Origin of the sequence: Candidatus Formimonas warabiya (assembly GCF_002777255.1) — a bacterium.
Taxonomy (GTDB): Bacteria; Bacillota; Dehalobacteriia; order Dehalobacteriales; family Dehalobacteriaceae; genus Formimonas; species Formimonas warabiya.
Genome location: NZ_CP017634.1, coordinates 3,175,435 through 3,200,165, shown reverse-complemented (window position 1 = coordinate 3,200,165; position 24,731 = coordinate 3,175,435). Strand labels below are relative to the sequence as shown.

The window sequence follows — 24,731 nt, the reverse complement described above, 5'->3', positions numbered from 1 at the left end:
AGAGTGATGAAATATGTGCGATTTTTTGAAACCAAAGGGATTTCCGCCCTGCTGTTTCCTCTTCTGTCCTTGCTGTTGGGCCTGGCGGGGGCGGGCGTGATCATTGCCCTGTTTGGCGTCAACCCGGTCACTGCTTATAAAGAAATGTTCCTTGGTTCCTTTGGGTCAAAATACGGGTTTTCTGCCACCTTGCTCCGGTTTATGCCCTTGGCTTTTGCCGGTCTGGCGGTCGCTTTATCTTTTAAAGGGGGCATCTTTAATATTGGTGTGGAAGGACAACTGTATATGGGGGCCCTGTTTTCCACCTGGGTAGGTGTCTCCTTGGACGGCATTCCGGCCATGATTCATATCCTCCTGGCTTTAGGTGCCGGAGGTGGGGCAGGAGCCTTATGGGCTTTTATTCCAGGCTATCTCAAAGTAAAAAAAGGATTTAATGAAATTTTAGTATCTATTTTTATGAATTTTATTGCCATTTACATTTTGGGGGCCTGCGTAAGCACCTTCTTAAGAGCTCCGGGACAGGGCATCCCCTGGAGTCCCAAAATACTTCCCTCCGCCCGGCTTCCCCAATTACCCGGGACGGATCTGCACGGGGGTCTGGTTCTGGTGCTGGCCTGTGCATTCTTGATCTATTATATCTTTCAACACCGGACACTCGGGTATGAAATCAGAGCGGTAGGATCCAACCCGGATGCTTCCGTCTATGGGGGCATTCAGACGTCAAAGGTGATTATGATCACCATGGCCCTGAGCGGTTTTATCGGTTCCCTGGCCGGAAGCGTAGAGATTTTGGGGGTCCAGCATCGATTAACGGAAGGGTTTTTAGTGGATTACGGTTATCACGCCATTCCGGTTGCTTTGCTGGGCGGGCTGCATCCTGTGGGAACGCTGATCGCCGCCTTTTTTTACGGCGCGCTGCTCAATGGGGCCAGTTCCATGCAAATTGCTTTGGGCATTCCCGTGTCCATTGTCAAGGTGATGATGGCACTGGCAATTTTGAGCTCTATCGGCATGGTTGGTCTGAGAAAAATATTTGAAAAAAGAAGGCCGAAAAAGAGGAGCTGAGAAGGGATGGAAAGTTTTATCATCAGCGGCCTGGCATTATCGACCCCCATACTGCTTGCCGCTCTGGGCGACTTATATGCGGAGAAAAGCGGCGTCCTTAATTTAGGTATTGAAGCCTCCATGATTATCGGGGCCTATTTTTCCTACCATGTGGCGTTTTTTTCCGGCAGCGTCTCTGGGGGCTTACTTGCTGCCGTCGGGGCAGGCCTGATTTTGGCGCTGATCCATGCTGTTTTTTTGGTGTTGCTGAAATGCGATCAGGTGGTCTACGGGGTGGGGATCAATATTCTGGCTTTAGGTTTAACCAGCACAATTTTCCGCAAGTCTTTTGCCACAGGAAACGGATATGAGAAATGCCCCGGTTTGCCTAAAATGGACTTTGCCCTGGTGCGAGATATTCCCTTTCTGGGCGATGTTCTCGCCCAGCAAACCATTCTGCTTTTTCTGGGACTGGTGTTTCTCATCGTCACCATTGTAGTCTTTTCCCATACTTCTGCCGGTCTGAAAATAAAGGCGGTAGGCGAGCACCCCTATGCGGCGGATACCCTTGGCGTTAGTGTCGCCAAGACACGATATGCCGGTTTGCTGATCAGCAGTATCTTTGGAGCGCTGGGTGGGGCCAGCCTCACCATCGGTGATTTACACTTTTTTCAAGACGGCATGACAGCGGGAAGGGGCTATATTGCTTTGGCAGCCATTATTTTCGGCCGGTATCAGCCTTTGGGCGTGCTGGTGGCCGCCCTGATCTTCGGCATGTCCGATGCCTTTCAGCTGCGCATGCAGATTATCGGATTCAATATCCCGTACCAAATTTTTTTGATTGCCCCCTATTTGATCACCCTATTGGCTCTCTTTGTCGTGGGTCCGTCTATGGCCCCCCGTTATAACGGAAAACCTTTCGAGCGGGGAGAAGAGGGGTTTTAGACGCCATGGGCATTAGGTACAGAAAGGACAAAAATAATGCACACGTGAGCAGGAAAATCCTAAAAAAGGTCGAAATATATGGGTAGAAATCTCACATAGTTGTGATAATTACAGGAATATTTTTTTTGAAATATTATGAACACGTGTTCATAAAGGAGGTGGGAGTTCCCATATAATAAATTTAGGAAAGAAAGGAAAGGGTTTTCGCTTCGTTTATTGTAGTGACTGAAATAATTTAGTGGAGGGAGTGGGCAAATTTGTCGGATTTATTTAAGAGAATTGCCGATGCGGTGCGAAACGGCAGCAAAGAGGATGTAAAAAAACTGGCTGATGAAGTACTGGAAAACAAGGTTAGCCCCATCGAGGCCATTCAAAAAGGTGGCGTCAGCGGACTGGAGCAGTTGGGAGAAGCATTTGAGAATCTGGAGGCCTTCTTGCCGGAACTGATGTTGGGCGGAGAAGCCATGAAGGTATTGATTGATTCCTTGACCCCTTACATGGGCAGCGAGAAAAGTGCCTTTACCGGAAAAATTGTCATTGGTACCGTGAAGGGTGATCTTCATGATATCGGCAAAAATCTGGTGGCCACCACCCTCTCGGTAAATGGTTTTTACGTAGTGGACTTGGGGGTCGATGTCAGTACCAACAAATTTATCGAAAAGGCCCTGGAAGAGCAAGCCGACATCATTGCCATGTCCTCTTTATTGACGACTTCTGCCTATTACATGGAAGAGCTGATTAAACGGCTCAAACAAGAAGAACTGAACACCCGGTTTAAAGTCATTGTGGGGGGCGGGCCCATCGACCCCAATTGGGCGCGGGTCATTGGGGCCGATGCTTACGCCAGGACTGCCGTCGGGGCCGTAAAGATATGCAAAAGCTTGATGGGAACAGATGTGATTACGGAGATGCTCATGGGTGACTAATAATTTTCTTTGGAGGTGATCTTAAATGGGTTCTGCAGTCGATATTTTAAAAACACTGGACCGGGTCAGAACAGGGAAGCGGGTGACGGAAAAACAGTGGGACTATGAAATTGTCCCCCAAACCATTAAAGATATTGTGGCGAAATATCACCTGGAAAAAACCTGCGATATTACGAAGCCTGTCAATGAAGACATGGATCTGGCGGACCGGTATTTTGAGGCGGGAAAGGAAGCGGCTTTACGGCTGGGTATCTTTTGCACCAATACCGAGACGGTGGTAGAAATTGATGAAGAAGAACTGCTCCGGGGGATCGAACAGGCCCCCTCGGAAATGACCCTGGGTGAGGGACAGGAAAAAGTCACCATCCAGGCGAGAAAACCCAGTGACGGCAAGGCGCCGAAATACGGTGGACCCTTGTCCATCCAGATGAATGAAGAATATTATGTTCCCGTGGCCCAGGGCATTCTGAGCAGCCGCTTGATTGATATTCATGAGGGCCCCTCTCTGGACACGGTGTTGGGGTCACCCCTCTTGGCTCACAGTCCTTACGAAACCTTCGCCGGCTTTTATGAAGCCCGCCTGAGAAGGGAAGCCCAGTGGCGGGCGGGCCGGGTCGGCATCGGCAATATGCTGGTGGCGAGCAGCAGTACGGAATACGGCAATCTGGCCGCCTTCGGGGTCTTTAAACAGCCCCAAATTGCCCTTGTGCTGATCCCGGCCGCATTAAAGACCAATTACACCAGCCTGCATAAAATTGTGCAAACTTTGGAATTGGGTGGATACGTTGAATCAGGATCGCCGGTGATGATCGGGGGATATACCGGGGGACCGGAAGGGTGTGCTGTGGCAGGCATCGCCACCGACCTGCTTCAGTATCCTGTGCACCGGGCCCATCTCTCGGGGGCGCCCTGTTATGATTTGCGTTACGCGGGAAACAACGGGCGGCATGCCATCTGGTCTCAGACCATTGCCACCCAGGCCGTAGGCCGGAATACCCATATTGTCAAATTAAAGACGATCAACCAGGTTTCCGGGCCCTGCACAGAAATGTTTTTCTATGAAACCATTGCCGGGTTTACGGCAGCAGGTGTCTCCGGCCTGGAGTTTACCATCGGTCCCAGATCAGGCGGGGGCAAATATAAGAATCATCTGACTCCCCTGGAAGCCTGGTATACCTCGGCGGTGTTCAAAGGAACAGCCGGTTTAAGCGCTCAAAAAGCCAACGAAATTCTCAATGAAGTGATCCCCAAATATGAGCATGAGTTGAAGAATCCCCCCAAAGGCCAGAGTTTTCCGGAGTGCTTTAATGTGAAAACCCTAGAGCCGTCCAAGGAATATTTGGATCTTTACCTGAGGATGAGAAAATATGCCGCAGAATTGGGTATTCCCCTTCCTGGAGACGGAATATACTCATGATCGCTTCCATGCAAGTTAACCAAAAACAGCTTGCAGAAAGCTGTTGCCCCTGTAACCATTCCCAACTAAAAAACCTCACTCCTGAGTATATGAGCAAAGACCTGGTGTATCCATTGCATCCGGGAGCAGAGAAAGCTTACCAGGAGAAAGAAAGGGGCCAATCGGCCCTTTCTTCCTCCCTTTGACTAAGGCAATATGTACAAAAAGCAAAGAAATGGTAAAGAGGTGGTTCCTGTGACTGATTTACGTGTTTTTGCTGAAAAGATCGGTGATTATCTTGAGAAAGAGCAAGATCATCTGGTGCAGTTTCTCAGAGATTTTATTGCAATTCCCAGTGAAACTTATAACGAAAGAGAAGCCGCAAACTTTTTCGCGGATAAAATGCGGGCAAATGGTTTTGACGAAGTGAAGCAAGACCGCATCGGCAATGTTTTTGGCCGTATTGGCTCAGGTAAAACTGTTATTTTGTATGATGCCCATATGGATACGGTTGAGGCCGGAGAGCTGTCTGCATGGAGGTTCGATCCATTTAAGGGTAAATTAGAAAATGGTATTGTTTATGGACGTGGTGCGGTTGATGATAAAGGCTGTTTGGCGGCTTTTGTTTATGCAGGTAAGGCCCTTAAAGAGTTGGGCCTTGATCAAGATTTTACATTGTATGTTGTCGGCGCGATCGCCGAAGAAGATGTAGAAGGTTCTGCTCTTGAGGATTTGATGGAATCAGAGCCCCAAATTAAGCCGGACTATGTTTTGATCGGAGAATCCAGTGAAATGAGAATTACGCGGGGACATAAAGGACGCGCTCTGCTGCAAATCAATGTTCCCGGTAAAGCTGCCCATGCCAGTGCGGCCCACTTGGGTGAAAATTCCTTAATAAAAGCAATCCCGGTTATTCAGCTGCTGGATGCCTGGAAAGACCTGCCGGAAGATCCTTTCCTGGGAAAAGGGACTCTGGAGGTAACTAAGGTAGCGTGCAAGACGCCTTCCTTGAATACAATCCCGGGAGAGACTGTTATCTACATCGACCGCAGGACAACAGCAGGCGAAACCAAAGAAGACTTATTAAATGAAGTAAGGCCCCTTGTCGAAAAAATAGGGGCTACCGTCAAAATTGTGGAAGTAGAAAATCCCAGCTATACAGGTTATGTGAAACATGCTGAGGAATTTTTCCCTTCTTGGGTGATTCCCGAGGATCACGAACTGGTTCAGGCAGGAGCCAGATCATTTAAAACCTTGTTTGACAAAGACCCGATCATCGGCAAATGGAATTTCTCCACTGACGGAACCCAAACATGCGGCAGAGCAGGAATTCCGACGATTGGTTTTGGACCGGGCAATGGCGCTTTTTGTCATTCTACCGATGATCAAGTGCCGATCAGCGAGTTGGTGGATGCCGCTAAGTTTTATGCATTGCTGCCATTGGCCATCACGAATAAATAATGATGAATGAGGAGGAAAAAGGAATGCAAACACATTTCAAAGGCAAACACCTTTTATGCGAACAGGACTGGACGAACGAGGAACTGGAAACTTTATTTAAAGTAACAGAAGATTTAAAAATGAAGTATGCCATGGATGTGCCTCATGAGCTGTGCAAAAACAAATCTTTATTTATGCTGTTTTTTGAAGAATCAACGCGCACCAGAAACGCTTTCGAATGCGGGATTACGCAACTGGGCGGACACGCAAACTATTTAACACCAAAAGCAACCCAAATTGACCATGGGGAAACCGCCAAAGACACGATTGAAGTATTAAGCCGCATGGGCCATGGGATTGGCATCCGCAACACCCTGGTGGGCGGTCATAAGTGGATGGCTGAAGTTGCTAAGCATGCTAAAATTCCTGTCTATAATATGCAGTGTGATATTTGGCACCCCACTCAGTCCATCTGCGATTTGTATACCATCAGAGAAAAATTCGGCACTGACTTAAGAGGCCGTAAGTTCGTTATTTCCTGGACTTCCGCGCCTAATTACGTTCGTCCCTTGTCCATGGCGCAATCTTTAGTCGCTTTAATGCCGCGTTTTGGGCTGGATGTGACCTTAGCCCACCCGGAGAAATTTGACTTGATGCCGGAAGTAATAGAAATGGCGAAAGAAAATGCCAGAAAAGCCGGTGCCAAGTTTGAAATCGTACATGACATGGATCAGGCCTGCAAGGATGCAGATATCATTTATGCGAAAGGCTGGGGCCCGATTATGCATGTAGGAAACGACGAAGAAGCCGGCTTAAAGCTGATCGATGAGAATCCAGGCTGGTTGGTGGACAGCAGAAGAATGAAGCTGGCGAAAGAGTCGGCGATTTATATGCACTGCATGCCGGCAGACCGTGACGTGGAAGTTACCAGCGAAGTGATGGATGGTCCCCAATCCGTACTTTATGATCAAGCGGAAAACAGAATGCACACGATCAAGGCTTTAATGGCTTTAACCATGGGCAATGTAGCCTCAAGACGATAATTGGTAACCTTAAAAGGGAGGGATTAAAGGATGGCAGGAACCCTGATTAAAGGTGGATACCTGATGACCCAAGAAGGCATTAAGAAAGACTGGGGCATAAGAATTGAGGGTAATAGAATTGTTGAAGCTGCTCCTAATGACCTATTAATGAAGCGTGTCCCGGAAAACTGTAAAGTTTTAGACGCTTCAGACAGGTTGGTGTCACCCGGTTTTGTGAATGGACATATGCACATGTATGGGGTGCTCTCCCACGGTATCACCGTTGAAGCATTGGTCACGGAGTTCTCCAGCTTTTTGGAAGACTTCTGGTGGCCTTATGTTGAGGACCGCATGGATCATGAGTTAGTTGAGAAAACCACCAGGTGGGCGTGTGTCGAAATGATTAAGAGCGGCATTACTACTTTTATGGACGTGTTGGAAGGACCTAATTCTATACCGGGTGCATTGGAAGTAGAAGCAAAAGTTGTCCATCAGGCCGGTCTGCGCGGAATTCTCACTTTTGAAGCGTGTGAAAGGATGAATAAGGAAAACGGTCAGTTAGGACTTAAAGAGAATGCCGACTTAGTCAGAAAGTATCATCAGTCGGAGAGTCTGGTTCAGGGAATGATGAGCATTCATACTCTTTTTACTGCTGATCGGGAATATGTGGTGCAGGCGAAAGAACTGGCCCAGGAACTGGGATGCGATATCCACATGCATCTTTCCGAAAGTGTTTATGAGCCAAATTGGACCTTGTCCAAATATGGCAAAAGGCCTGTTGATATCTATGAAGAGTTGGGCTATATGGGTCCTAATGTAGTTGCTTCTCAGGGGGTTCAACTTGAACCTCACGAAATCGACATCATAGCAAAACGAGGAGCAAAGTTGGTTCATATGCCTCTCTCCAACTGCGAAGTCGGCGGCGGGGTAGCCCCTGTGCCTGATTGTTTGGCGAAAGGAATTAAGGTAGGTTTAGGGACCGACGGTTATGTAAACAGTTTCTTTGAAGTCATGCGGGGAGCTTTCCTGATCCACAAGGCATACCGTCAGGATCCCCAGGTAATGCCGGCTAAGGACGTCTACAGAATGGCAACCAGTTTGGGCGCGGAGGTCCTTGGTTATCAGGACCTGGGTAAACTGGAACCGGGCTGTCTGGCTGATATGATTACCATTAAAATGGATACGCCAACCCCGATTAATGAGCATAATGTCTATGACCAACTGGTTTTGTTCCGCAATCCTTCTGATGTGGTTGATGTGATGGTGAATGGGAATTTGGTCATGGAAAACGGAAAACTATTAACTTTGGACGAAGAGCAAGCCAAAGCTGAAATAAGAGAAAGTGCTGATCAATTCTGGAAGGGCAATAAATAGTGTTCCTTATCACTGGGGGGTGAGATGATGCCGCTAATGGGAGGTAAAGATTATAAAATACTCAATAAACCTGTACCTCGTGTCGATGCTGTTGACAAGGTTACAGGACGTGCTCAGTACGCAGCTGACCTAAAATTTCCCGCTATGTTGGTTGGTGGGTGCCTGAGAAGCGGTTTAAGCCACGCAAATGTGGTGAGAATTGATACCTCAAAGGCAAAGGAGACTCCTGGGGTGAAAGCGGTGTTAACTGCAGCGGATATTCCGAAGCCGCAGAGCTGGGCTGATTACATGTACATCACAGACAAAATAAAGTATGTGGGTGACGTGGTTGCCATCATCGCTGCCGAGGATAAAGAAAGTCTGGAAGATGCTATGAAGGCAATAGAGGTGATCTACGAAGAACTGGACGGTGTTTATACAATTGATGATGCCCTGAAAACTGGAACTGTCCAAGTAAGGGAAAAAGGCGTTGGATTGGTAGACGGCATCCCTACACCAGGGACAAAAGGGAATGTATTTATGGATTCCTATTTCCGGATTCGCAAGGGAAATGTAGAAGAAGCCTTTAAACAATGTGATGTGATCATCGAAAGGGAGTACCGGACTCAATTCGTGGAACATGCCTACATTGAACCTGAGGCCTGTGTCGCTGTTTCCCATCCGGCAGACGGCATCATGACAGTATATTCCTCTTCTCAAAACCCCTTCTTCAGCAGGCGTTATATTGCTGATGCCCTGCAATGTCCCATGAACAAAACCCGTTTAGTTCAGCAGACATTGGGAGGGTCTTTTGGGGGAAAAGAAGAACTGGCCGGGTTGAACGTAGGCCGGGCGGCACTGCTGGCCAGGGCAACGGGACGACCCGTCCAAATGATACTAAGCCGGGAAGATTCTATCCTGGAAAGTTCTAAAAGGCATCCTTTCCGGTTTCGTTATAAAATCGGGGCCACCAAGGAAGGCAGAATTTTGGCTTTAGAGAGTGAACTGATCGATAACAGCGGGGCATACAATAACCAGACCCAGTATATGAATTGCCGGGCATCAATACACTCAGCCGGTGTTTATCAGATCCCGAACGTGAAGAACGATACTTTTGGCGTCTTTACCAATAATATTCATAGTGGTGCCTTTCGGGGCTATAGTTCGCCCCAGATCATCTTTGCCCAGGAGTCTTTAATGGAAGAATTAGCGGAAGCTTTAAACATGGATATCATTGAACTGAAGAGAAAGAATCTTTTGCGGCAGTATGATCTCACGGCAACCAGCCAAAAACTTGTCCAACCCACTTTAATTACAGAAATGATGGAGCATATGCTGGAAAGCACGGATTTTGTGGCGAAGAGAGAGAATTATCAAAAGCAAAAGGTCGTGAAGAGAAAAGGAATTGGCCTTGTGACCTGTTATAGAGGCTGCGGTTTTGGCGCAGAGTCACCGGATGCCTCAGGGGCAATGGTTACTGCTTTGGAGGACGGAACGGTGATGATCCATTCCGGGATTTCAGAAAACGGCCAGGGCCTGAAAACGGCTTATGCACAGATTGTGGCGGAATCTCTGGGGGTAAAGGTGGACGATATTCATCATTACGGCATTGATACCCATGCCATTGCCGATAGTGGGATGTCCGTTGCTTCCCGGGGAACCGTGATGGGGGCTCAGTCCATAAAAAAAGCGGCGGAAAAATTAAAAAAGCTGCTGCTGGAGACTGGGGCAGAACTATTGCATGCTTCGCCTTTGGATGAAGTGGAAATTGAGGACAGCATGTGTTTTGCCAAAAGCAATCCGGATATAAAGCTGCCGTTAAGTGCGGTTTGTGCCACCAGACTTTGGTCAGGAAAGCAGCTCAGCGTGTACGAATGGTTTGAACCCAAACCGCTGCATTTTGACCATGGTACCGGACAGGGAGACGTATTCCCAACCTATTCTTATGCTTGTGTGGTGGCTGAGGTCGAGGTTGATTTGGAGACAGGCTGTGTAGATGTGTTAAAAGTTTCTTCCGGCCATGATTGTGGTACCGTCATAAACTCGGCTTTGGCCAAGGGTCAGATCTACGGCGGTATTGCCATGGGTATGGGTTTTGCAGTGATGGAAGAAGTTGAGGTGAACAGAGGGAGAGTAGGAAATAAGAACTTCGACGCATATATTTTCCCCACGGCCATGGATGTACCTGCCATGGAAGCAGTTTTGTTTGAGTGTGATGACAAGGAGGGAACTTTTGGGGCCAAAAGTTTGGGAGAGCCTGCTTTGGAAGGGGTGGGGGCAGCCATAGCAAGTGCGGTAAACAGCGTGCTGATCAATGCGAAAGGAGTTCGTCTCAGAAGACTGCCTTTTGACCTGGAGCGTGTTCTTTTAGGGAAATCCTTAAGAGCAGGAGGTAATTCCTAATGATGCGTTTTGCATATCTTCGACCTACTACAATTAAAGAAACATGTGAATTACTAAACAGATACGGCCGTGCGGCGAAAGTGATCGCCGGCGGTACCGACTTAATGGGGCAAATCCGTGATGAGGATGAGAAGCTGGCGGGATTACAGTATGTGATCGATATCAGTGGAATCGATGAACTGGGCTGTATTGAGGAAGACAGCAATGAAATACGTATCGGACCTCTGGTTACCCATGATCAGATAAGCAGCTCACCTTTGTTGCGTACTGCTGTCCCCTTCTTGGCGGAAGCATGCAGTACTGTCGGCTCTCCGCAGATCAGACATCGGGGCACGTTGGGGGGCAGCGTGTGCAATGCATCTCCGGCGGCGGATCCTGTTCCGGTTCTGATCGCCCTTGACGCCAATGTGAAACTGGAGAGTGTCCGGGGGGTCAGGGTGCTTCCTCTCGTGGGTATTTTTGAAAAGCCTTACCGGACAAATATTGCTGCCGATGAGCTGTTGACAGAAATTAGTTTTATGCGGCTCCCCATAGGTTCCAGAACCGCTTTTATCAAGCTGGGCCGCAGGAAAGCATTGGCCATTGCCCGGATGAATGTAGCGGTCAGTGTTACCTTGGATGAGGTCGGTAGAGTGATCGAAGCTAGAATTGCTCCAGGGTCAGTTCTTCCCAAACCTGACCGGGTAAGTGGTGCCGAAGAGGTGTTGGTAGGCAATGAGCCGAAAAGTGAACTGATTGAGCAGGCAGCTGAAAAGGTGGCGGAGGAAATGATCAAAAGGTCAGGCATCCGTTGGTCGACGACCTACAAAGAGCCGGTAATCGCAGTTCTGACCCGAAGGGCACTGAATCAGGCACTGGGGGTGGGATAAATGGATAAAGTTTTGCTGAATATGGTTGTCAACGGTAAACCGGTCAGTCTTGAAATTAAGCCCTATACCAGACTGTTGGATGTTCTGAGGTACGATTTAGGTCTTACCGGGACAAAAGAGGGCTGCGGTATTGGAGAATGCGGGGCCTGTACCGTAATTGTGGACGGACAAACGGTAAACACCTGTTTAACTCTGGCTGCATCTATGGAAGGCAGGCATATTACCACGATTGAAGGGCTGATGGAAAACGGGAAAATGCACCCGATTCAGGAAGCCTTCATTAAACACAATGCGGTGCAGTGCGGGTTCTGTACTCCCGGTCTGATTATGAGCGCTAAAGCCCTCTTGGATGCAAACCCGGAACCAAGCAGGGAGGAAATTAAATTGGCTATTTCCGGCAACCTATGCCGCTGCACTGGTTATGAGCAAATCATAGATGCCATCCGGGATGTGGCCGGGCAACCAAATAAACGAGAAATCTTCTGAGGTGAAAAATCGGAGGGGAGAAAATATGATTGATTTCAAAAAATTAAAAGGGGCAGATCTTGCCACAGAGCTATGTGGTCTTAAGCTGCAAAGTCCTTTCATTCTATCTTCAGGACCCCTGTCCTATGCTGCCGAAGGTATGATCAAGGCCTACCAGGCAGGCTGCGGTGCAGTTGTGACGAAAACCATCAGACATCATGCTGCGGTTAACCCCGTGCACCATATTGGAAAAATCAACAGGGATTCTTTGATTAACTGTGAAAAGTGGGCAGATTCGCCTCCGGAAGTCTGGTTTAACAGGGAAATCCCCATGGCCAAGAAAGCCGGTGTAGTTGTCATTGCCAGTGTTGGCCATACGCTGCCGGAAGCTGAAGACCTGGTTAAGCCCTGCGCAGATGCCGGAGCTGATCTGATCGAGTTGGTTTCCTACGCGGAAGAAACCCTGCTTCCTATGCTTGGAGCTACTTTGGAAAGAGTTAAAATACCGGTACTCTGCAAGTTGAGCGGAAACTGGCCCGATCCTGTGGCTACAGCAAAAAAATGCCTGGAATTCGGTGCGGCCGGTATTACCGCTATTGATTCTCTTGGACCGACCCTCAAGATTGATATTAAAAAAGCCAAACCTGAGATGATGGGGGAAGGCGGTTACGGCTGGTTGTCCGGTGGTGCGATGAGGCCAATCGCTTTACGGATCAACTCGGAAATAGCCAGGGGCGGCTGCCCCAACCTGGTTGGTACCGGTGGCATCACTTGTGCGGAAGATGCCATCGAATACTTGATGGTAGGCTGTAATGCCGTCGGGGTACACTCTATCGCTGTCCTAAAAGGTATTGAGTATTTTGAAAAGCTGAATAAGGATACGGCGGCCCTTTTAGAGCATCTTGGCTATAAGGATATTCGGAGCGTCAGGGGGGTAGCTTTGCCTAACTTCCCTAAAGAAGATATTGTGGCAAAACTGAAGTTCCATTATGAACCCGATTTACCCCCCTGTCAGGAGGCCTGTCCGGCAGGAGTGGACGTTCCCCTCTATATTGACCAGGTGAGAAGAGGGCATTATCTGGATGCTTACAAGACCATTAGTGCAGATAACCCCTTTCCCGGCATTTGCGGTCGGGTGTGCCACCACCCCTGTGAAATAAAGTGCCGCCGGGCTCAAGTGGATCAGGCCCTGCACATCCGTCTGCTCAAGCGCACTGCAGCCGACAAAACCTATGAGAGTTGCGGATCAAGTTTGCCTTTATCCCCGATGAGGCCGAAAAATGGGAAAAAGGTGGCCATTGCCGGGGCGGGACCTGCCGGTCTAAGTGCCGCCTATTACCTGACCCGGCTGGGGTATCAGGTGAAGGTATTTGAGGCGTTGCCCGTGGCCGGGGGCATGCTGGCCGTCGGCATCCCCGACTACCGGCTGCCTCAGGAGATTTTAAAGAGGGAAATCACCCGCATCGAAAACATGGGTGTAGAGATCCAAACCGGAACGGCCTTGGGGCAGGACATCACCATGGAAGAAATCAAAGCACAGGGATATGAGAGTATTTTAATCGCCGTAGGGGCCCATAAAGATCCGGAGCTTAAAATCCCCGGGGCAGATCTGGCCGGCGTCCTGTCCGGGATCCGGTTTTTACGGGATGTGAACCTGGGCCGGGCCGGAGGGCTGCACGGGAAAAAAGTGGCCGTGATTGGCGGGGGAAATGTGGCCCTTGATGCGGCAAGATCTGCTTTAAGGCTGGGGGCCGGAAAGGTGACCGTCGTCTACAGGCGGCAGCGGGAAGATATGCCGGCCACTTGCGAAGAAGTAGCCTATGCGGAAGAAGAAGGGGTCAAATTCCGTTTCCTAGCCGGGCCAAACCGCATTGAGGCGGCAGGCAAGGGGTATCAATTATTTTACGATCCTATGCAGCCGGGGGAGGTGGATGGTTCCGGAAGAAGAAAACCGGTCCCCACCGGGGAAGAGCCGGTGCCCCTGGACGCGGATCTGATCGTGATTGCCACAGGGCAAAATATAGACCTGTCCGTCCTGGGCCGATATCATCGGGGGGATTTAGCGGAAGCAACCAAAGGAATATTTTTTGCGGGAGATTGTACCACAGGCCCCGCTTCCGTGATTGAGGCCGTCGCAGCAGGGAAGAAAGCCGCCTGTGAAATAGACCGTTTCTTAGGCGGGGAGGGAAAAGTAGAAGAAGAAAACAGTTCTCCCCGCATGCACTTTGTGGAAGTAGCGGAAGATGATACGATTCGGGAAAAGAGTTTGATCCTTCCCGTGGAGAAGCGGCTGCCCGGGTTCGGGGAAGTAGAGTCAGGGCTGTCCGAAGAGGCAGGCAGAAAAGAGGCCATGCGCTGTCTCCATTGCGGCTGCATCAACTGCGGGCGTTGTGTGGCCGCCTGCGCCTATCAGGCCCGGGCTTTGCATTACCCGGAAATGACGGTAAATGAAGAGTTGTGCCGCAGCTGCGGGTTATGTGTCTCGGTTTGTCCCACGGGGGCTTTACGGGCAGAAATTGTGGATTGATTTATCAAAATCCCCTGAAGTATGATAAAAAAGGAATAGTGTGCTCACACTAATTCGTAAAACTATGGTCATTACGGAACGAAAACAAATCCATCTCCTGCTGATTATGATCAGACCAAATGATAAATAGGATAGGAGCAGATACTATGTCATCCTGGCGACTTTTGGACACCGGCATCCGCAGCGCAGCGGAAAACATGGCTTTGGACCAGGTGATTCTCTCTGCCAAAGCCCGCCACTGGGTACCGAACACGTTGCGCTTCCTCCAGTTTTATCCCAGCGCCTTAGTTGGCTTCCATCAAGCGGTGGAGCAGGAAATCCGGGTCGATTACTGCCGGACTCAGGGGATCGAAATTAACAGGAGAATCACCGGCGGGGGAGGGCTGTACTGGGACCAGGCCCAGCTGGGCTGGGAGATCTTTGCCCAAAAGGATGAGGCCATTTTTCCGGGTAAAATAGAAGATTTATATCGCAAACTTTGTGAAGCCGTGATCCGGGGCTTAAAAGACCTGGGCATTCAGGCGAAATTTCGTCCCCGCAATGATATTGAAATCAATCACCGCAAAATTTCCGGAACCGGTGGAACGGAATTAGGAGGAGCCTTTTTATTTCAAGGGAGCCTGCTCATCGATTTTGATGTGGATACCATGCTCCGGGTGCTGAGGATTCCCACGGAAAAGCTCCAGGACAAGGAGATTCAAAGCGTCAAGGAACGGGTCACCTGTCTCAAAAGTGAACTGGGCTATCTTCCCCCCCTGGATCAGATCAAGGCTTTGATCACCAGCGGCTTTGAGGAAGTTCTGGGGGTTGATTTCACCCCGGGTCCCTTAAGCCCGGAAGAAAGAAATTTGCTGGACCAGGCTTTGCCCAAGTTCCAATCGGCATCCTGGATCTTTCACACCCGGCGCTCCCCGGTCCAGCGCCAGGAACTGCGCTCCGTCTTAAAAAAACAGGGAGGCCTGATCAAGACTTCCGTGGTGCTGGATGGCCGGACAAAGCGGATAGAATCGGTTTTGTTCACCGGGGACTTTTTTGTCTATCCTCAGAATGCCCTCTTTGATTTAGAAAGTTTATGTAAAAAAGCGCCCGCTCAGTATGAAAAAATTGCGCAGATCATCCGGGAGTTTTTTCTCCACCAGGAGATCACAGTGCCCGGTTTTGGGCCGGAGGATTTTACCCGGGCCGTCTGGACCGCCGTTGAGAAAAGCAGTTTAGCCCGGCAAGGCATCGATTACGCCGATATTAACCGGGTTTTTACCGTGGGGGCCTCTTTTCATGAAATAAAAAATCCTGCCGTGCTGTTGCTTCCCTATTGTGCCAAGAAGGTCACCTGTCCTTACCGTTATGATCAGGGATGCGGTCAATGCGGGGAATGTACGGTGGGGGACGCTTTCCGGATCGCTGAGGAATATGGCTTGACGCCCATCACCATTCAAAACTATGAGATGCTGGAAGAAACCTTACTGGATTTAAAAAACCGTCAGGTGTCCGCATTTATGGGAATCTGCTGTGAGGCGTTTTATATTAAGCATAAAGAGGATTTTGAAAGGATCGGCCTGCCCGGGATTCTGCTGGATGTGGATCATTCCACCTGCTATGACCTAGGTCAGGAAACCCAGGCCCATCAAGGGAAATTTGAAAACGAGACCAGCCTAAAAATCGGTTTGCTGAAACAGGTATTAGAGATAAAAATATCCCACCGGCCCTTGTGGGCGGAGGAGAATGGATCATGAACGGACCCAGGGGAAAATTTGATTTCGATGTGGCTATTGTGGGGGCAGGTCCTGCCGGGGCCACGGCAGCGAAAATTTTGGCAGACCGGGGTATCCGGGTGGTGATGATAGAAAAGCGTACCTGCGTGGGCATCCCCGTCCAGTGTGCCGAGTTTGTGCCTGCCTTATTGACAAATTTTTGTGCCATACCTCCTGAGACCATTGCTCAAAAAATCAGTCATCTGGAAACGGTTTTACCCGATGGAAGCAAAACACGGACGGCTGCGCCCGGTTTTGTCCTGCACCGGGCCCTTTTCGACAAATATCTTGTCACGGAAGCTGTCGGGGCAGGTGCTGCACTGCTGATGCAGACCAGAGTAACGGATGTGACGGGACAAGAAATTAGGGTGCGGGGACCAGAGGGGCTTTCCGCACTGAAGGCAAAAATAATAATCGGGGCGGATGGGCCCAAATCGCTGGTGCGGGAGAAAATGGGGATTGCTGCGCCGAAAACTGCCCGTGCCTGGCAGGGGGAAATTGTATTGTCCCAGCCCCAACCTGATACAAAAGTATTTTTCCATCCGGATTTTTATGGGGGCTACGGGTGGCTGTTCCCCAAAGGCAAAACAGCGAATGTTGGCTTCGGCATGGTTATTGAGGAGGAAAACAGTGCTTTTAAACAGGCAAAAGAAAGGATTTTTCCTTTGCTTGGCATAGAAAAGCCGGTAGTTTTAGGCTCTACGGCCGGGACCATTCCCATTGGCGGTTTCTGCCCCAGACTGGTGCAAGACCATCTATTATTAATCGGGGATGCTGCCGGGGCTACCCACCCCATGACGGGAGCGGGCATCGCCCATGCTGTAATCAGTGGAACTATTGCCGCCCGCATCACTCCGGAGGTATTGGACCGGGGTGATCTTTCCGGCTTAAGGAAATACGAAGAGGAAGTAAGGGCCTATTTAGGAAACAGCTTGGATTTAGCCCTTATGAACAGGCAGTTTCAAGAAAAAAACTGGCATCCTGATCCGGAGCGGTTGGCGCAGGTAATCCGAAGGACCTGGATTGCTTTTAAAGAGTACGGAAATCGAGCAAAGGGGGAAGGGAGCAATGTCTGATTTCGCGGTGCAGAAGGCAGAAAAGGTGTCCCGGCAAAGTCCTGATTATGCCCAGACCAGTTTGGCATCCAGCTTGACCCTGGGTTTTCAAGAAGGGCTCTTTTACCGGGATGTGGTTTTAAAATGTCTCAATCTGCTCGTCACCTATGATCAAAAATGCGGGGCCAAATGCAGCTACTGCGGCCTGGCCGGCAACAGGGACCTGACCGGCCGGGGAAAAACCTTCATTCGGGTTTCTTGGCCGGTCTATGCACTGGCAGACATCATTGAGGCGGTCAAAACCAAAAAACACGGTTTAAACCGGGTCTGCGTAGGGATGGTTACCCATGGCAAAGCCGGGGAAGATACCATCTCCATGATCCGGCTTTTAAAAAAGGAAACCGGTTTATCCATTAGTGCCTTAGTTTCACCCACCGTGCTCAAGGAAAATGACCTGCTCCGCATCAAAGAAGCCGGCGCGGACCGGTGCGGCATTGCCATTGACTGCGCTACCGAAGCGCTCTTTGAAAAATACCGGGGCAAGGGTGTGGGGGGGCCCCATTCCTGGGTAAATTACTGGAACACATTGGAGCAGGCAATTCAGGTTTTCGGCCGGTACCAAGCGGGCGTACACCTGGTAGTGGGGTTGGGTGAGACGGAATACGAAATGGTCTCCACCATCCAAAAGGCCGATGATCTGGGCGCCGGGACCCATCTTTTCAGCTTCTACCCGGAGCCGGGAAGCAAAATGGAAAGCTGGCCTCAGCCTGACTTGGGACATTACCGGCGCATGCAGCTGGCCCGTCACCTGATCAATGAAAAATTAGGGAACATCAGAGAGATGAAATTTAATGACAAAGGCCAAATTATTGATTTTGGCCGGGATATCACGGGCTGTCTGAAAGATGGCCGGGCCTTTATCACTTCCGGTTGTCCGGGAAAAGACGGTACGGTGGCGTGCAACCGTCCTTACGGCAATGAACGGCCTTCCCAGCCCATGCGGAATTTCCCCTTTGATCCCGATGCCCATGACCTGAAAATGATTGAGGACCAACTCTGGGACGGAATAGAGGTGTGAGAGAGATGGAAATCACCCGGGAAAGGATTTTTTCCCTGCTGCAAACCCCTTTTGAAGAACTGCTCGCCCAAGCCTGGGCAATCAGACGGCAGCATCATTTTTCCTCCATTTCCTTCGCCGCCCCCAGTGCCAAACATTACGAAATTGACGGCTATCAAAATAGTCCCCATGCCTTTGCCGCCATCTCCCTTACGGGGTCATCCTGCGCATTGGGTTGTGAGCATTGTAAAGGCAAATTATTGGAGAGCATGGCTGCGGTGAAAAACTCTCGCGATTTAATGGAACGGGGCGAAAGACTGCGGGCCGCCGGCTGTGCGGGGATTTTACTAAGCGGGGGCGCCGATGCCCAGGGGGAGGTGCCCTTGTTAGGCTGGGAAGAAGGAATTGCCGGACTGAAGAAAACGGGTCTCAAAATCATTGTCCACACCGGCCTGGTCAGCCCGGAAACGGCCCGGATGCTGCACAGATGTCAGGTGGATCAGGTATTGGTGGACGTGATCGGTGATGGGAAAACCATTCGGGATGTGTATCATCTGGACCGAAACCCCGATGATTATGGAGAGTCTTTGCGGCTGCTGCATGCCATGGGGCTCTACGCCGTCCCTCATCTTGTAGCAGGACTCCACTATGGGGAGATCCGGGGAGAATATGAAGCCCTCTACCAGATTGCCCAAATAAACCCGCCTATCCTGGTGATTGTAGTGTTTAATCCTTTGCCGGGGACACCCATGGCCCAGGTAAAAGGGCCCCTGCCGGAAGAAGTGGCCCAGGTGATTGCCCTGGCCCGCATTCTCAACCCCCAGTCAAAGGTGATGCTGGGCTGTGCCCGGCCTGCGGGCAAAAAGAAAAAAGAGATAGAGCACTTGGCGTTGCGCGCCGGGGTAAACGGCATGGCCTATCCCACGGAAGAAACGGTAAAGCTTGCCGGAGCACTAGGCCTGGAGGCTTCTTTCAGCCCCCTGTGCTGCAGCCTCCTTTAGATGATGGCGATCCATCACAGGAGATAACAAGGATGAAGGAGAAGGTGGTCTTGATGCTGCCAAAGGAAAACTCCGCCTTAATCAGCTTTTGCCGGGAATTAATTCAGATTCCCAGTCTGTCCGGAAATGAGGAAGGGGTGGCGCAACGGATCCGGCAGGAAATGCTTCATTTGGACTATGATGAAGCGTGGATTGATCAATGGGGAAACGTGATCGGCCGCATCAAAGGTCACGGTCCCAAAAAACTGTTATGGGACGGCCATATCGATACCGTGGAAGTTTCTGCGCCCGGTTTGTGGTCCTACTCGCCTTTCGGCGGGGAGATGCACCAGGGGCGCATTTACGGCCGGGGAGCGTCCGACATGAAAGGGGCCATGGCGGCCATGGTTTATGCGGGAAAAGAACTGATCCAGGAAAAAGATTCCTTGCAGGGGGACCTGTTTATTTCCGGAACCGTCTTTGAGGAAACTTTGGAAGGCGGATCCCTGGCCCGGGTTTTGGAGCAGGTAAATCCGGATTTTGTGGTGATCGGGGAGGCCTCGGAACTGAAGCTAAAAATAGGGCAAAGGGGCCGGGCGGAACTGGTCGTCACCACAGAAGGGAGAAATGCCCATTCGGCAAATCCCCAAAAGGGCTATAATGCGGTGTATGCCATGATGCAGCTGATCAACCGGATCCGGGAAATCAAGCTTCCCGTCCATGATTTTTTAGGGGAAGCCATCATGGAACTGACGGATATTATTTCATCCCCCTATCCCGGGACATCCGTGGTACCCGGTCTATGTAAAGCAACCTTTGACCGGCGGCTTTTAATAGGCGAAAAGAAAGAGGACGTGTTGGGGCAGATGAGGAATTTGATGGCGCAAATGGGGCAGGAAGACCCTGCTTTTAAAGGGGCAGTAAGTTGTGCCTATGGCAGGCACCAAACCTACACCGGTGAAATCCTGGAAGGAGAAAGATTCTTTCCTGCCTGGCTCATGGACCGGCACAGCGAGATCGTGGAAAAATCCGTGAAAGCACTGGAAAATTTGGGTGGCACACCGGAAATCACAAGCTATTCTTTTTGCACCAACGGCAGCTGCAGCGCCGGTATTTGGAAAATACCCACGGTGGGATTTGGACCTTCCCGGGAGGATCAAGCCCATGTGGTCGATGAATATATTAATATAGAGGAATTAGAGAAGGCTTCTTTAGGCTTCTTCTATTTAGCCAAGGAATTATTAAAATAATTTAGGTCTCTGAAGGGGAAAAAATAAAGCTTTGCCTGGCTGGAGAGGATCAAAGAGAGGTACGGATGGGAGGAGAGCCCATGGCCATTTTGCTGAAAAACGGCAGCATTGCCGCAGAGAACGGCGTCAGGGAAGCCGATTTGCTCCTGCAAGATGAAAAGATTGTCCAAATCGGTGCGGGACTAAAACCGGGCCTGGATACGGAAGTAATCGATTGCGCGGGAAAATATATCCTGCCCGGCATCATTGATGCCCATGTCCATTTCCATATGCCCTGCGGACCTTCCGAGCGCACCATCGATGATTTTTACAGCGGCAGCGTTGCCGCGGCCTGCGGGGGAGTTACCACTGTGATTGACTATGTAGAACCGGAAAATGACCAGGGGCCTCTGGAGGCAGTGGCTGCCCGGAAAAAAGAAGCGGACGGGGCGATTTGCATTGATTACGGGCTCCATTATGTGGTCAACCGTTGGGAAGAAAAGCTTTTTGAGTCCTGGGAGCAGGTCATTGATTCCGGCCTTGCCAGTTTTAAGGTGTTTACGACCTATGATTCTTCCCGCCTGCCCTATGAAGATGTCGCCAAATTACTGGCCTGGAGTAAAAAGAGAGGCGTTCTGGTAACGGTCCATGCGGAAGAGGACGATATCATTCAGGCAGCAAAAAAAGAGCTGACCCGGGAGGGGCATCTGCAACCAGCCTATCATGGCAAAAGCAGGCCGGTGGAATCGGAAGCAGCAGCAGTAAAGAAAATCATCGCTCTCGCCGGGGAAACAGGTTCCCGGGTCTATTTTGTGCACATCTCTACCTGTGAAGCAGCCCAACTGATTGGGCAGGCCCAAAAAGAGGGGAAGCAAATTCTGGGGGAAACCTGTCCCCATTATCTGGTTTTAGGGGATGAAGTTTATGCAGGCGCCGACCCCCAATGGTATATCATGTGCCCGCCGCTAAGGGAAAAAGAAAAACAGCCTTTTTTATGGTCTGCCCTGAAAGAAGGGGTCTTTTCCGTCGTCGCTTCCGATCACTGCGCTTTTTCCAAGGAGCAAAAAGGAAGGTCCCGCACCTTTTTCGAGACCTTGTCGGGAATTCCCGGCGTGGAGACATTGCTTCCTGTCATGTACGCTTACGGGGTTGCTCCCGGCCAGATCACCATGACAAGGCTGGTAGAACTGTTAAGCACCAATCCGGCCAGACTGTTCGGCCTGTATCCCCAAAAAGGAGTGATCCGGACCGGGAGTGATGGGGATATCGTGGTGTTTGATCCCCAAAAAGAAGTGGAACTCTCTTATCACCGGCTCCATTCCAAAGCCGGTTATTCCCCCTTTAAAGATATGCACGTAAAAGGGTGCCCGGAAATAACCGTCCTGAGAGGAAAGGTGATTTATCGCGGGGAACAATTTTGTGGGGCAAAAGGGTATGGCAAATTTGTGCCCGGCCGTATATGAGCCAGGAAGGGCAATATTATAAATGATGTTTTATGAAAAAAAATCGCCGCCTCCATGCGATCTTTTTTATGTATAGGTCTTAAAAGGAAGAATAATAATAACGGGGAGAAGGATTTTTAAAATTTTTGTGGAATGCTAAGTTGGGGCTGCCAAATTTATCCTAGAATTTAGCATATCTAATTCCTGGGGATTCCCCAAATTAATAAGGAGGATGTATGATGACTGTAAAAGTTGGTATTAATGGTTTTGGACGGATTGGAAGGCTGGTTTTCAGAGCGGCGTTGGAGAAAACCGGTCTGGAAATAGCAGCCATTAATGACCTAACCAGTGCTGAAACGAATGCGCATTTGCTGAAATACGATTCGGTACACGGGACCATGAAGGCCGATGTATCAGCAAAAGACACCAACATCGTGGTAAACGGAAAAGAGGTTAAGGTGTTTGCGGAGCGTGATCCGCAAAACTTACCTTGGAGAGATTTGGGGGTAGATATCGTGATTGAATCTACCGGCTTATTTACCGATGCCACAAAAGCGGCCGCCCATATTAAAGGAGGAGCGAAAAAAGTAATCATTTCCGCTCCGGCGAAAAATGAAGATATTACCGTTGTCTTGGGGGTTAATGAACATAAATATGACCCGAAAGCCCACCATATTATTTCCAACGCCTCTTGTACTACCAACTGCCTGGCTCCTGTGGCCAAGGTGATTCATGAGAAGTTCGTCATGAAACGGGGTTTAATGACCACGGTGCACTCCTATACCAATGACCAGCGCATTTTGGATCAGGCCCATAAGGATTTACGCAGGGCCAGAACGGCCGGTATGTCGATCATTCCCACTACTACCGGAGCGGCCAAAGCAGTGGCCTTGGTTCTTCCTGATCTGAAAGGAAAATTGAACGGATTCTCCATGAGAGTACCGACACCGAATGTATCGGTCGTTGATTTGGTGGCGGAACTGGCTCAAAAGGTTACTGTGGAAGAGATCAATGCTGCTTTGAAGCATGCGGCCGACAATGAACTAAAGGGAATTCTGGCCTTCTCCAATGAGCCCCTGGTCTCCAGAGACTATAATGGAGATCCCCATTCCTCCATCGTCGACGGGCTGTCCACCATGGTGATCGAGGATACCTTAGTGAAAGTGATTGCCTGGTATGACAATGAATGGGGCTATTCCTGCCGGGTCGTGGATTTAGCGGATTTTGTGGCGAAAAGCCTGTAAAAATAGAAAATGAACCATTGTCAGCTGACCGGAATAAAATAGTAATGATGGACAACTCCAAAATAAGGGGACAGGTTGACGATGGAGAAAAAAACAGCATGGGACGCATATCAAAGGGGATGTTTTTGAGACATTGACATTGGCACCCCAATTGTCAATTCGTTTTTCACCTGACTAACTTGGCGTAAGCCTCCCCATTGATTGGGGATATTCTAATGGCGGGGGTCCAACGCCAATTAAGTCATGCATCTGCAGTTCTCACTCTGTATTAGCAGTTCTAAAACTTGCTAAGAAAATCACTTAGCAAGTTAAGAACTTGCGTCAGAATTCAGATGGACTAAAAGGACCTCCATCTGAATGAAGTATTTGCTCCAATAGGGGGTTTGTGAAATGAACAAGAAAACCATTCAGGATATTGATGTCAAAGGAAAAAAAGTGATTGTCCGGGTGGACTTTAATGTCCCTGTTGATGATCAGGGAAAGATTACGGATGAGACCAGAATCACGGCGGCTTTACCGACAATTAGCTATTTACGGGAGAAAGGGGCTGTAGTGATTCTCATGTCTCATTTGGGACGGCCCAAAGGAAAAGTGAATGAAAAATACACCATGGCTCCTGTGGCGGCAAAATTGAAAGAGCTGATCGGACCGGATGTCTTGTATGCCAAAGATTGTATTGGGGCGGAACCAGAGGGAATGATCGAAACCATGAGGCCGGGAGATGTGCTTCTGCTGGAAAACCTGCGCTTTCATAAGGAAGAAGAAGAAAATGATGCCGCTTTTGCTCAAAAACTGGCTGCCCTTGCGGAAATTTATGTGAACGACGCTTTTGGTACCGCCCATCGGGCCCATGCCTCCACGGCCGGGATTGCCCAATATCTGCCGGCAGTGGCCGGATTCTTGATGCAGAGCGAAATCGGCATCATGGGTCGGGCCCTGGAGCATCCTGAGCGGCCCTTTGTGGGGATTTTAGGAGGCGCCAAAGTATCCGACAAGATTGGTGTGATCCAAAATCTGATCACCAAAGTAAACGTCCTGATCATGGGCGGGGGCATGGCCAATACCTTTCTTGCCGCCCAGGGAAAAGAGATGGGGAAATCCTTGGTGGAAACGGATAAATTGGATTTAGCCCGCTCTCTCATGAAACAGGCCCAAGAAAAAGGAGTAGGGCTCCTTTTGCCGGAGGATTTAGTAGTCGGAGAGGCCTTGGCTGCCGACGCCAAGCACCAGGTTGTCGGGGTGGGTCAAGTGCCTGCCGATTGGATGGCATTGGATATCGGGCCGGCGAGCCGGGCCGCTTTCGGAAAAATTGTCCGGCAGGCAAAGACCATTATCTGGAACGGGCCCATGGGCGTATTCGAAATGGAAGCTTTCGCCAAAGGCACCGAAGAGATTGTCAAAGCGGTGGCTGAGGCCCAGGCCGTGAGCATTGTAGGCGGGGGAGACTCGGTGGCGGCTGTACATAAAACGGGTCTGGAAGGGAAGATTACCCATATTTCCACCGGAGGAGGAGCATCCCTGGAATTCCTGGAAGGGAAAGAGCTGCCGGGAGTTGCCGCCTTGCAAAACAAATAAGCGGGTGA

General features: G+C 49.9%; 19 protein-coding genes. All 19 read left to right on the top strand.

The genetic code is table 11. From position 1 onward, the window contains the following. Positions 1-6 precede the first annotated feature (6 nt). The 19 genes from DCMF_RS14710 to DCMF_RS14620 all read left to right on the top strand — a co-directional run bounded on the left by DCMF_RS14710 (position 7) and on the right by DCMF_RS14620 (position 24,723). Positions 7-1,065 (top strand): ABC transporter permease, encoded by a 1,059-nt coding sequence (locus tag DCMF_RS14710; protein ID WP_236860335.1) that lies wholly within the window; start codon positions 7-9, stop codon positions 1,063-1,065. A gap of 6 nt (positions 1,066-1,071) precedes the next feature. Continuing rightward, positions 1,072-1,989, top strand: coding sequence for an ABC transporter permease (locus DCMF_RS14705; RefSeq protein WP_148135110.1), 918 nt, complete (start codon positions 1,072-1,074; stop codon positions 1,987-1,989). Positions 1,990-2,246: 257 nt separating this feature from the next. Further along, complete coding sequence (locus DCMF_RS14700) at positions 2,247-2,915, top strand: corrinoid protein (protein ID WP_148135109.1); 669 nt, start codon at positions 2,247-2,249, stop codon at positions 2,913-2,915. Between the two features lie 25 nt (positions 2,916-2,940). Further along, on the top strand, positions 2,941-4,332 hold the full coding sequence (locus DCMF_RS14695; RefSeq protein WP_148135108.1) for a monomethylamine:corrinoid methyltransferase: 1,392 nt from the start codon (positions 2,941-2,943) through the stop codon (positions 4,330-4,332). A gap of 234 nt (positions 4,333-4,566) precedes the next feature. Continuing rightward, positions 4,567-5,772: a YgeY family selenium metabolism-linked hydrolase gene (locus tag DCMF_RS14690; protein ID WP_214659359.1), complete on the top strand. Its 1,206-nt coding sequence runs from the start codon at positions 4,567-4,569 to the stop codon at positions 5,770-5,772. Positions 5,773-5,795: 23 nt separating this feature from the next. Further along, entirely contained in the window at positions 5,796-6,794 is a 999-nt protein-coding gene (locus DCMF_RS14685; RefSeq protein WP_148135106.1) for an ornithine carbamoyltransferase, read from the top strand. Positions 6,795-6,824: 30 nt separating this feature from the next. Then, positions 6,825-8,147: an amidohydrolase family protein gene (locus tag DCMF_RS14680; protein ID WP_148135105.1), complete on the top strand. Its 1,323-nt coding sequence runs from the start codon at positions 6,825-6,827 to the stop codon at positions 8,145-8,147. Between the two features lie 24 nt (positions 8,148-8,171). After that, positions 8,172-10,529: a xanthine dehydrogenase family protein molybdopterin-binding subunit gene (locus tag DCMF_RS14675; RefSeq protein ID WP_236860285.1), complete on the top strand. Its 2,358-nt coding sequence runs from the start codon at positions 8,172-8,174 to the stop codon at positions 10,527-10,529. Beyond that, complete coding sequence (locus tag DCMF_RS14670) at positions 10,529-11,398, top strand: FAD binding domain-containing protein (protein WP_148135104.1); 870 nt, start codon at positions 10,529-10,531, stop codon at positions 11,396-11,398. The genes DCMF_RS14675 and DCMF_RS14670 overlap by 1 nt, the downstream gene beginning before the upstream one ends. Continuing rightward, a complete protein-coding gene (locus tag DCMF_RS14665) occupies positions 11,399-11,884 on the top strand; it encodes a (2Fe-2S)-binding protein (protein ID WP_148135103.1) in 486 nt (161 codons plus the stop codon). A gap of 25 nt (positions 11,885-11,909) precedes the next feature. Further along, a complete protein-coding gene (locus tag DCMF_RS14660; RefSeq protein WP_148135102.1) occupies positions 11,910-14,390 on the top strand; it encodes an FAD-dependent oxidoreductase in 2,481 nt (826 codons plus the stop codon). Between the two features lie 146 nt (positions 14,391-14,536). Next, positions 14,537-16,123 (top strand): lipoyl protein ligase domain-containing protein, encoded by a 1,587-nt coding sequence (locus DCMF_RS14655; protein ID WP_148135101.1) that lies wholly within the window; start codon positions 14,537-14,539, stop codon positions 16,121-16,123. Then, complete coding sequence (locus tag DCMF_RS14650) at positions 16,120-17,217, top strand: NAD(P)/FAD-dependent oxidoreductase (protein WP_148135100.1); 1,098 nt, start codon at positions 16,120-16,122, stop codon at positions 17,215-17,217. Before DCMF_RS14655 ends, DCMF_RS14650 begins: the two co-directional genes overlap by 4 nt. After that, positions 17,210-18,274, top strand: coding sequence for a radical SAM protein (locus DCMF_RS14645; protein ID WP_214659358.1), 1,065 nt, complete (start codon positions 17,210-17,212; stop codon positions 18,272-18,274). The genes DCMF_RS14650 and DCMF_RS14645 overlap by 8 nt, the downstream gene beginning before the upstream one ends. Positions 18,275-18,279: 5 nt before the next feature. Further along, on the top strand, positions 18,280-19,254 hold the full coding sequence (locus tag DCMF_RS14640; protein ID WP_236860334.1) for a radical SAM protein: 975 nt from the start codon (positions 18,280-18,282) through the stop codon (positions 19,252-19,254). Between the two features lie 32 nt (positions 19,255-19,286). After that, on the top strand, positions 19,287-20,483 hold the full coding sequence (locus DCMF_RS14635; protein ID WP_236860284.1) for a YgeY family selenium metabolism-linked hydrolase: 1,197 nt from the start codon (positions 19,287-19,289) through the stop codon (positions 20,481-20,483). 80 nt (positions 20,484-20,563) lie between these two features. After that, positions 20,564-21,925: a dihydropyrimidinase gene (gene hydA / locus DCMF_RS14630; RefSeq protein ID WP_214659357.1), complete on the top strand. Its 1,362-nt coding sequence runs from the start codon at positions 20,564-20,566 to the stop codon at positions 21,923-21,925. Positions 21,926-22,143: 218 nt separating this feature from the next. Then, positions 22,144-23,148, top strand: a complete 1,005-nt coding sequence (gene gap / locus DCMF_RS14625) for a type I glyceraldehyde-3-phosphate dehydrogenase (RefSeq protein ID WP_148137917.1) — start codon at positions 22,144-22,146, stop codon at positions 23,146-23,148. Positions 23,149-23,538: 390 nt separating this feature from the next. Then, the gene (locus DCMF_RS14620) at positions 23,539-24,723 is read left to right on the top strand and encodes a phosphoglycerate kinase (RefSeq protein ID WP_148135097.1); all 1,185 of its coding nucleotides are present in this window, start codon (positions 23,539-23,541) and stop codon (positions 24,721-24,723) included. Positions 24,724-24,731 lie beyond the last annotated feature (8 nt).

Excerpts from the sequence above, each read along its gene's own strand:
- DCMF_RS14670 (WP_148135104.1), top strand. The coding sequence starts at position 10,529 with ATGATGCGTTTTGCATATCTTCGACCTACTACAATTAAAGAAACATGT.
- hydA (WP_214659357.1), top strand. The coding sequence starts at position 20,564 with ATGGCCATTTTGCTGAAAAACGGCAGCATTGCCGCAGAGAACGGCGTC.
- gap (WP_148137917.1), top strand. The coding sequence starts at position 22,144 with ATGACTGTAAAAGTTGGTATTAATGGTTTTGGACGGATTGGAAGGCTG.
- DCMF_RS14675 (WP_236860285.1), top strand. The coding sequence starts at position 8,172 with ATGATGCCGCTAATGGGAGGTAAAGATTATAAAATACTCAATAAACCT.
- DCMF_RS14635 (WP_236860284.1), top strand. The coding sequence starts at position 19,287 with ATGAAGGAGAAGGTGGTCTTGATGCTGCCAAAGGAAAACTCCGCCTTA.
- DCMF_RS14650 (WP_148135100.1), top strand. The coding sequence starts at position 16,120 with ATGAACGGACCCAGGGGAAAATTTGATTTCGATGTGGCTATTGTGGGG.
- DCMF_RS14660 (WP_148135102.1), top strand. The coding sequence starts at position 11,910 with ATGATTGATTTCAAAAAATTAAAAGGGGCAGATCTTGCCACAGAGCTA.
- DCMF_RS14680 (WP_148135105.1), top strand. The coding sequence starts at position 6,825 with ATGGCAGGAACCCTGATTAAAGGTGGATACCTGATGACCCAAGAAGGC.
- DCMF_RS14710 (WP_236860335.1), top strand. The coding sequence starts at position 7 with ATGAAATATGTGCGATTTTTTGAAACCAAAGGGATTTCCGCCCTGCTG.
- DCMF_RS14655 (WP_148135101.1), top strand. The coding sequence starts at position 14,537 with ATGTCATCCTGGCGACTTTTGGACACCGGCATCCGCAGCGCAGCGGAA.
- DCMF_RS14705 (WP_148135110.1), top strand. The coding sequence starts at position 1,072 with ATGGAAAGTTTTATCATCAGCGGCCTGGCATTATCGACCCCCATACTG.
- DCMF_RS14640 (WP_236860334.1), top strand. The coding sequence starts at position 18,280 with ATGGAAATCACCCGGGAAAGGATTTTTTCCCTGCTGCAAACCCCTTTT.
- DCMF_RS14685 (WP_148135106.1), top strand. The coding sequence starts at position 5,796 with ATGCAAACACATTTCAAAGGCAAACACCTTTTATGCGAACAGGACTGG.
- DCMF_RS14695 (WP_148135108.1), top strand. The coding sequence starts at position 2,941 with ATGGGTTCTGCAGTCGATATTTTAAAAACACTGGACCGGGTCAGAACA.
- DCMF_RS14620 (WP_148135097.1), top strand. The coding sequence starts at position 23,539 with ATGAACAAGAAAACCATTCAGGATATTGATGTCAAAGGAAAAAAAGTG.
- DCMF_RS14645 (WP_214659358.1), top strand. The coding sequence starts at position 17,210 with ATGTCTGATTTCGCGGTGCAGAAGGCAGAAAAGGTGTCCCGGCAAAGT.
- DCMF_RS14665 (WP_148135103.1), top strand. The coding sequence starts at position 11,399 with ATGGATAAAGTTTTGCTGAATATGGTTGTCAACGGTAAACCGGTCAGT.